2 protein-coding genes are annotated in these 1,302 nt (G+C 65.7%); both read right to left on the reverse strand.

Translation table 11 applies throughout. From position 1 onward, the window contains the following. Nucleotides 1-931 (reverse strand): aldo/keto reductase (locus ACSFA3_RS23805; RefSeq protein ID WP_435507874.1); only part of this gene is annotated, 931 nt, incomplete at its 3' end. Next, a partial coding sequence (locus ACSFA3_RS23810) for a TIGR04076 family protein (protein WP_435507875.1) occupies nt 928-1,302 on the reverse strand: 375 nt, incomplete at its 5' end. The genes ACSFA3_RS23805 and ACSFA3_RS23810, both read right to left, overlap by 4 nt.

Raw genomic sequence — 1,302 nt, forward strand, 5'->3', positions numbered from 1 at the left:
CGAGCTGCAGATCGAGCACCTTCAGGTGATCCGCCAGGTGGTCGCCGCGCCGCACGCCGACGATCACGGCCGCGACGGACGGCTGCTGCAGCACCCAGCGCATCGCCACGGTCGAAATCGACACGCCATACCGCAGCGCGATCTGCTTCAGCTGCGCCAGCAACTGCTGGAACAGGTCCCAGCCGCCGAAGTCGTCGATGATGAGCTTGTACTTGACGAGTGAGCGGTTCTCGAACGATTCACCCGGATCGCTCACGCCGAGCCAGCGCTCCGAGAGGAAGCCGCCGGCCACGCTGCCGTAGCACAGCAGCTTCATGCCTGATTGCTCGCAGTACGGCGTCATCAGCGGCAAGGGCCGCTGGTCGAGCAGCGAGTACTGCACCTGCATGCTGAACATCGGCACACCGGCGTCGGCCAGTTCGCGCACATGCGCCGTGTCGAAATTGGTGCCGCCCACGCGGTCGATCTTGCCGGCGCGCTGCAGCTCCAGGAGCCAGTGCGCAACCTCGAGGTAGCGCGGCACGCCGTAGTCCCACCAGTGGAACTGCACGAGGTCGAGCCGCTCCATGCGCAGGCGCTTGAGCGAGCGATCGATGATCTGCTCGACCTGGCGCTTGTCGATGGCCGACAGGATGGCGAGGTCGGGCACGAACTTGGTGTGCACGCGCAGCTGCGAAAGGCTGTCGCGGCCATGGCGCTGCAGGTAGTCGGTGCGGAACTCACCGATCATTTCTTCCACGCCGGTGTAGATGTCGGCGCAATCGAATGTGGTGATGCCGGCGTCGTAGTAAGCCGCCATGTCGGCGATGGCACCTGCGTGATCCACGTCGCCGTGGCCGCCCGCCAGTTGCCATCCGCCCTTCAGCAGGCGGGAAATTTCATAGCCGGGCGCAAGCTCGATGCGATGGTGCGAATGCTGCAAGGGATTCATGAAGACTCGTTCGATGGATGGACAACCGCCGTGGTGTCGGCGTGGCGAAAAGTGCGCAGCCCCATGCGGGTGATGCGAAAGCGCGAGGGGCAATTCGGATCGGGGCAGGCCACCTCGGCGTCGGTGCTCATCCAGTCGTTCGCGTCGGTGGGCCGCTGCTTGGCGGCCAGCAGCGGCAGCAAGGCGCCCAGCGAATAGATCGAAAAGCCCTGCCCCTCGGGCAGATGCAGCATCTCGCCGCGCAGCTCGAAATAGTCGCCCACCTGGGCGCCGCAGTAGATGCGGGCGCCTTGCGGTGCGACGACCTCGACGCGCAGGTCGTGGAGCGTGAAACTGGTGTGGGGGGGCATCGTGGGCCGCGCGTGTTGAGG

The sequence above is a fragment of the Variovorax glucosi genome (genome assembly GCF_051216695.1).
Classification (GTDB): Bacteria; Pseudomonadota; Gammaproteobacteria; order Burkholderiales; family Burkholderiaceae_C; genus Variovorax.